This is a genomic window from Dietzia sp. SLG310A2-38A2, assembly GCF_014145095.1.
In the GTDB taxonomy this organism is placed as follows: Bacteria; Actinomycetota; Actinomycetes; order Mycobacteriales; family Mycobacteriaceae; genus Dietzia.
The window spans coordinates 1-6,826 of record NZ_JAALDX010000520.1 but is presented as its reverse complement, the minus strand read 5'-3'; the positions used below and the strand labels follow the sequence as shown (position 1 = coordinate 6,826).

Below are 6,826 nucleotides of genomic sequence, written 5' to 3'. Positions count from 1 at the left end.
GACACCGGCGGGTCCATCCGCCAGCCGGCCGCCCTCACCGCCACGGTGGGCGTCAAGCCCACCTACGGCACCGTGTCCCGGTACGGCCTCGTGGCCTGTGCGTCATCGCTCGACCAGGGCGGACCGTGTGGTCGCACGGTCGAGGACACCGCGCTCCTGCACCAGGTGATCGCCGGGCACGACCCGCGCGATTCCACCAGCCTCGACGTGGCGATCCCGGACATGGTCCGGGCGGCGCGCGAGGGCGCGAGGGGAGATCTGTCCGGTGTGCGCGTGGGCGTCGTCTCCGAGTTCGCCGGGGAGGGGTACCAGGCGGGGGTCGAGGCGTCGTTCCGCGACTCGGTGGACACCCTGCGGGAACTGGGTGCGGAGGTGGTCGAGGTCTCGTGCCCGAACTTCCGTTATGCACTGCCCGCCTACTACCTGATCCTCCCGTCCGAGGTCTCCAGCAACCTGGCCCGGTTCGACGCCATGCGGTACGGCCTGCGGGTCGGCGACGGTTCCGCGGACCAGGTCATGGCGGCGAGCCGCGAAGCCGGGTTCGGTCCCGAGGTCAAGCGCCGCATCATGCTCGGCACCTACGCCCTCTCGGCCGGCTACTACGACGCCTTCTACGGCCAGGCTCAGAAGGTGCGCACTCTCATCGCGCGCGACTTCGATGCCGCGTACGAGAAGGTGGACGTCCTGGTGTCGCCCACCACCCCCACGACCGCGTTCCCGCTGGGCGCCAAGGTCGAGGACCCGGTGGCCATGTACCAGTTCGACCTCTGCACCCTCCCGCTGAACCTCGCCGGGCACTGCGGAATGTCCGTTCCGTCCGGTCTCGTCGACGGACTCCCGGCGGGCCTGCAGATCATGGCTCCGGCGCTGGCCGACGACCGCCTGTACCGGGTGGGTGCCGCCTTCGAGGCGGCGAGAGGCCCGATCGCGTGACCAAGGTCCCCGAGAGGGACGCATGGAAGGCACTGACGGCGCTGGTCATCGGGTTCTTCATGATCCTGGTGGACCAGACGATCGTCGCGGTCGCCACCGACGCCTTCGTCACGCAACTCGGTGCGTCGACCAACCAGGTGATCTGGGTGACCAGTGCCTACCTGCTGGCCTACGTCGTACCGCTGTTGTTCACCGGTCGTCTGGGCGACCAGATCGGCCCCCGCGCCGTCTCGATCGCCGGACTGATCCTGTTCACGGGTGCCTCGCTGTGGTGCGGGCTCGCGGGCAGTATCGAGACACTCATCGTCGCGAGGGTCTTCCAGGGACTCGGCGCCGCGCTGCTCACCCCTCAGTCGCTCAGCGTGATCACCCGGGTCTTCGCGCCTGAGCGCCGCGGGGCGGCCATGGGCACCTGGGGCGCGGTCGCGGGCATCGCCTCTGTCGTCGGGCCCGTGTTGGGTGGTGTGCTCATCGACGCGTTCGACTGGCGCGCGATCTTCTTCGTCAACATCCCCTTCGGCGTCTTGGCCGTGGTCCTGGTCTGGCGGTGGGTCCCCAGGCTCGAGACCCGCTCGCATTCCTATGACGGCCCGGGCATCGTACTGTCGGCCCTGGGCATGTTCCTCCTGGTGTTCGGCATCCAGCAGGGTGAGTCCCACGGCTGGGGAGGGACAACCCTCGCGCTCATCCTCTCGGGAACGGCGGGCCTGGCGGCGTTCGTCTGGTGGCAGTCACGCGTGCGCACGGAGCCGCTGGTGCCTCTACGCCTGTTCCGGGACCGCAACTTCTCGATCGGCACCTTCGGCGTCTCCACGATCGGCTTCGTCACCGCCGGCACCATGGTGCCGCTGATGTTCTACCTCCAGGGGGTCAAGGACCTCAGCCCCACGCGCGCGGGTCTGATGCTGTTGCCGATGGCGCTGATCGCGGGCGTCCTCGCACCGGTCGTCGGCCGGTGGGCCGACAGGATCGACCCGCGGCTGTTCACGGGGATCGGGTACTTCTCCTACGCCATCTCCCTGTTCTGGCTGGCGCTGGTCATGGACTCGCAGTCCTCGATCCCCGTGCTGCTCGGACCCATCGCGCTGATGGGGGTGGCCAACGGGTGTGTCTGGGCGCCCACATCGTCGACCGCGATGCGTCGCCTCGAGCTCGCGTCCGCCGGAGCGGGCTCGGGGGTCTACAACACCACCCGCCAGGTGGGCGCCGTCCTGGGTTCCGCGGCGATCGGTGCGTTGATGCAAGCACGGCTGGTCGTGCACGGCGACGTCGGGCAGGCGGTGGCGGACGCCATGTACCTCCCCGCCGTCGTGGTCCTGCTCGGAGGAGTGGCGACGATGGCGTTTCGTACCGGTGAACAGTCACCGGAGCCAAGCGCGGTGAACAGACCCCGGCCCTAGACTGCTGGAGAACCGAGAGGAGTCCGACGTGCGAATTGGCGTGCTGACCGCTGGCGGAGACTGTCCCGGACTCAACGCGGTCATCCGCGCGTTGGTGCGGACCGCCCATTCCGAGTACGACTCGCCGGTCCTGGGCTTCCAGGACGGGTGGTCGGGATTGGTCCACGACCGTGCGGTCCCACTGTTCGACGACGAGGGGATCGACCGGATCCTGCTTCGCGGGGGCACGATCCTCGGAACGGGCCGGCTCAACCCGGACATCCTCACCGGGAGCCTGCCGGAGATCCGGCAGACCCTGCAGCGTCACTCCCTCGACGCGCTGGTGGCGATCGGTGGCGACGGGACGCTGAAGGCGGCGCGGTGGCTCACGGAGAACGGCGTCCCGGTGGTGGGCGTCCCCAAGACCATCGACAACGACGTGGCGGGAACCGACTACACCTTCGGGTTCGACACCGCGGTCTCGATCGCCTCCGACGCGATCGACCGCCTACACACGACGGCGGAGTCCCACGAACGGGTCATGCTCGTGGAGGTGATGGGGAGGCACGCCGGGTGGATCGCGCTCCACGCCGGGCTCGCGTCCGGGGCGCACATGATCGTCATCCCGGAGGTGCCGTTCGACATCGATTACGTGTGCAAGGTGATGAAGCGCCGCTTCCAGATGGGTGAGGCGTACGGCATCTGCGTGGTGGCGGAGGGCGCGAGGCCGGCCGAGGGCTCCGGGATGTCGTTGCGAGCGGGCGGGAACGACCAGTTCGGCCACGAGGTGTTCACCGGCGTCGCCGACCAGATGGCCGTCGCCATCGCCGAGCGCATGAACCGTGACGTGCGCACCACCGTGCTGGGCCACATTCAGCGAGGGGGCACGCCCACCGCCTACGACCGCGTATTGGCCACCCGCTTCGGCGTCCACGCCGCGCATGCGGTGCACCGCGGGGATTTCGGTCAAGTGGTGGCCCTGCGCGGGGAGTCCATCGAGATGGTGCCGGTCGCCGACGCCGTCGCCGTGCTCAAGACCGTTCCGGAGGACCGCTACCGCGAGGCCGCCTGCCTCTTCGGCTAGATTGTTCCGCATGGAGTTCACCGAGGTCGTGTCACGTTTCGATCCCGTCATGGGCATGGAGGTGCACGTCGAGCTGCACACCGCCACCAAGATGTTCTGCGGGTGCCCGACCGCGTTCGGGGCGGACCCCAACACGCAGGTGTGTCCGGTCTGCATCGGTCTACCGGGGGCGTTGCCGGTGGTCAACGGGCAGGCCGTCGAATGGGCGATCAAGATCGGGCTGGCCCTGGGGTGTTCGATCGCGCCGTACAGCCGATTCGCGAGGAAGAACTACTTCTACCCGGACCAGCCGAAGAACTATCAGATCTCGCAGTACGACGAGCCGATCGCCCACGACGGTTTCCTGGACGTCCAGCTCGAGGACGGGACCACCTGGCGCGTGGAGGTCGAGCGGGCGCACATGGAGGAGGACACCGGAAAATCCACCCACGTCGGCTCGGCCACCGGCCGGATCCACGGGGCCACGCATTCGCTGCTCGACTTCAACCGCGCTGGCGTCCCGCTGATCGAGATCGTCTCCAAGCCGATCGTCGGGGCGGGGGAGCGTGCGCCGGAGATCGCAAAAGCGTACGTGTCGGCGCTGCGGGACCTGCTCAGGAGTCTCGACGTCTCGGACGTGCGCATGGACCAGGGGTCGATGCGGTGCGACGCCAACGTCTCGCTCATGCCGAAGGGTGCCGCCGAGTTCGGTACCCGCACCGAGACGAAGAACGTCAACTCGCTGCGCAGCGTCGAGATCGCCGTCCGTTCCGAGATGTGCCGACAGGCCGACGTCCTGACCTCCGGTGGCGAGGTGGTGTTGGAGACCCGTCACTTCCACGAGTCCGACGGGACCACCACGGCGGGAAGGCCCAAGGAATCCGCCGAGGACTACCGGTACTTCCCCGAGCCCGACCTCGCGCCGGTCGAGCCGCTGGACGAGCTCATCGAGAAGATCCGCGCCGAGTTGCCCGAGCTGCCGTGGTTGCGCCGCGCTCGGGTGCAGGCCGACTGGGGCGTCTCGGACGAGGAGATGCGCGACCTGGTCAACGCCGGAGCCCTGGATTTGATCCTCGCGACCGTCGACGCCGGCGCGCCCCCCACCGAGGCACGGTCGTGGTGGGTGTCCTACCTCTCGCAGCAGGCCAACAAGCGCGGCGTGGGCCTGAAGGAGCTGGAGATCACCCCCGCCCAGGTGGCGAGGGTCGTCGAACTCGTGGCGGAGGGCACGCTCACCAACAAGCTCGCCCGCCAGGTCGTGGACGCGGTCCTCGACGGCGAGGGTGAGCCGGACCGGATCGTGGCCGACAAGGGACTCGAGGTGGTCCGTGACGACTCGGCCCTGCAGAAGGCGGTCGACGACGCTCTCGCGGCCCAGCCGGACATCGCCGAGAAGATCCGCTCCGGAAAGGTCCAGGCCGCCGGGGCGATCGTGGGAGCTGTCATGAAGGCCACGCGCGGTCAGGCGGACCCGGCGAGGGTCAAGGAGCTCGTGATCGCCGCCTGCGGGTGAGCTCCGGGTGGTTCGTGCCGGCGCGGTCCGTCGCCGGTGCCGGCCACTGACCGTCGGCAGGGTCCGGTGTGTTCACCGCACACCCGGCACGCGCACGCATCTGTGACAGCGCCGGGGGCCTTGCGTGGTCGAGACGGGGTGTGTTCTTCTGGTGCCCAGGTGCCCAGGTGCCCAGGTGCCCGAGAAGCACGGTTCGGACGGGAGCGGGTGACGTGGTGGCCGAGCGAGAGTGGAGCACGGGACCGGTGGTCATCACCGGCGCCTCCGGCCAGGTCGGCACCGCGCTTCGGGCCCGGATGGCCGGGCTGCCGAACGAGGTCCGCGCGCTGACCCGTGGCGACGACGTCGCTACGGCGTCGGCCGGAGCGTCTGCGGTGGTGCATCTGGCGGGGACCCTGTTCCCGAGACGGCCCAACACCTACGAGGCCGCGAATCTCGACACAGTGCGCACCACGGTGGCCGCGCTGAAGGACTCAGGGGTGCGCCGCGTCGTCTTTCTGTCCTATCTGGGGGCGGATGAGACCTCGACCAACCCGTATCTGCGGTACAAGGCCCAAGCCGAAGGACTCATTCGCGCCAGTGGGATCCCCGCCGTCGTCTTCCGCGCCGCGCACATCTTCGGCACACCCGACGCACCCGGACCCACCGTCACGGAGATGCTCTCCTCGGGGGCAGGACCCGTCACCGTGCTCGGGCCGGGAACCCAACGCTATGACTGGATCGCACGCGATGATGTTGCCGAGTCCCTGCTTCACGCGGCTCTGGACCACACCACCCCGACCGGGACCCACGAGCTCGCCGGACCGCAGTCCCTCTCCGTGGACGAGTTCGTCACTCGTGTGAACGGCGCGGACGTGCGGATCCGACATCTTCCGGCCGCCCTCGCACGTCTCCTCGGACATGTCCTCCCGACGCTCCCGAGCCCCCTGGTCGACGTGATGCTCCGTGACTGCCTGTCGTCTCCCGACGCCGGCGAGACCGCGGCACGGTTCGGCGTCACCCTCCATCGCGTCGACGAGGTGTGGCCCGCCGGATGAAGCGCCCCGCTCGACTGCGAGTCAGGTCCGGGCGTCCCCGCCGCCACCACCGGTCTGGGGCAGGATGACAGCGCGGTCGTCGGTGGGAACCGGGGAGCCGCCTCGCTTGTTCGTGGTCCCGCCGAGCAACACACCGTCACCGACCGCCGCCAGACCGGTGATCCGTCCGTAGCGCCCCTCGGCCAACGCCTCTGGCTGGCCACGTGCCGCCCCACCCGCGAGGGGGAGCGTGTCGGCGCGTTCGCCGTCCGGCAATGCGAGTGCCAGTGAGTCCTCGGCCGCGGCGCACCCTCCCGCCGAACGCTGATCGGGCCAGGTCCAGATGATGCGATCGGCGCTCCGGATGACCGCGCCGCGGTCGGTGACGGCAGAGAGATAGAGGTCGGACCCGTGGGTGCACAGCCCGCTGACCCGGCCCAGGTCGCGGGCGACGACCTCCGGATCGTCCGCTGTGCCGATCCCCCTGAACCCGGGGAACCGCAGGAGCTCCGACCCCACGCCCACCGTCAGGACGTCGTCGACGAACGCGAGCCCCCCGGACTCCGCGGGGGCGAGCTCGGCGACCGTCCTGGGTGCGTCGCCGCGCGCGAGTCGTTCGACCCTGGAGGGGCCGTCGCCGACGACGAGGAGATACACCAGCCGGTCCTGGGCGAAGTCGGGGGAGGGCGCCACAGCCGCCACCCGCCCTCCCCGCGGTTCGACCCGGCCGAAGTCCTCGGGGGGTCCGTCCACCGAGACGATCTTGACGCCACCCGTCGCCTCGGCGACCAGCGCCCTCTCTCCGAGGCCGGCGACAGCAACCGCCGGCTCGAGGCACGTCGCGATCACGGCGGGGTCAGGGTCCACGCACGGCCCGGTCTCCGGGGGTGCGTCCTGCTCACCCGACCGCGGAGGCGAGGTG

6 protein-coding genes are annotated in these 6,826 nt (G+C 69.8%); 5 read left to right on the top strand and 1 reads right to left on the bottom strand.

The window, feature by feature from the left end; translation table 11 throughout:
• The 5 genes from G6027_RS19110 to G6027_RS16475 form a co-directional block, all read left to right on the top strand.
• Positions 1-933: amidase family protein (locus G6027_RS19110; RefSeq protein ID WP_241727211.1), on the top strand; the 933-nt coding region annotated here is incomplete at its 5' end.
• A complete protein-coding gene (locus G6027_RS16490; protein ID WP_182638095.1) occupies positions 930-2,333 on the top strand; it encodes a DHA2 family efflux MFS transporter permease subunit in 1,404 nt (467 codons plus the stop codon). The genes G6027_RS19110 and G6027_RS16490, both read left to right, overlap by 4 nt.
• Before the next feature lie 28 nt (positions 2,334-2,361).
• The gene (locus G6027_RS16485; protein WP_182638094.1) at positions 2,362-3,396 is read left to right on the top strand and encodes an ATP-dependent 6-phosphofructokinase; all 1,035 of its coding nucleotides are present in this window, start codon (positions 2,362-2,364) and stop codon (positions 3,394-3,396) included.
• 10 nt (positions 3,397-3,406) lie between these two features.
• Positions 3,407-4,888, top strand: coding sequence for an Asp-tRNA(Asn)/Glu-tRNA(Gln) amidotransferase subunit GatB (gatB, locus tag G6027_RS16480; protein WP_182638093.1), 1,482 nt, complete (start codon positions 3,407-3,409; stop codon positions 4,886-4,888).
• Between the two features lie 215 nt (positions 4,889-5,103).
• Positions 5,104-5,925: an NAD-dependent epimerase/dehydratase family protein gene (locus G6027_RS16475; protein ID WP_182638092.1), complete on the top strand. Its 822-nt coding sequence runs from the start codon at positions 5,104-5,106 to the stop codon at positions 5,923-5,925.
• Positions 5,926-5,946: 21 nt separating this feature from the next.
• Here the strand turns inward: G6027_RS16475 and G6027_RS16470 are convergent.
• The coding region (locus G6027_RS16470) for an oxidoreductase (RefSeq protein WP_241727210.1) at positions 5,947-6,826 on the bottom strand (880 nt) is incomplete at its 5' end.

Excerpts from the sequence above, each read along its gene's own strand:
- gatB (WP_182638093.1), top strand. The coding sequence starts at position 3,407 with ATGGAGTTCACCGAGGTCGTGTCACGTTTCGATCCCGTCATGGGCATG.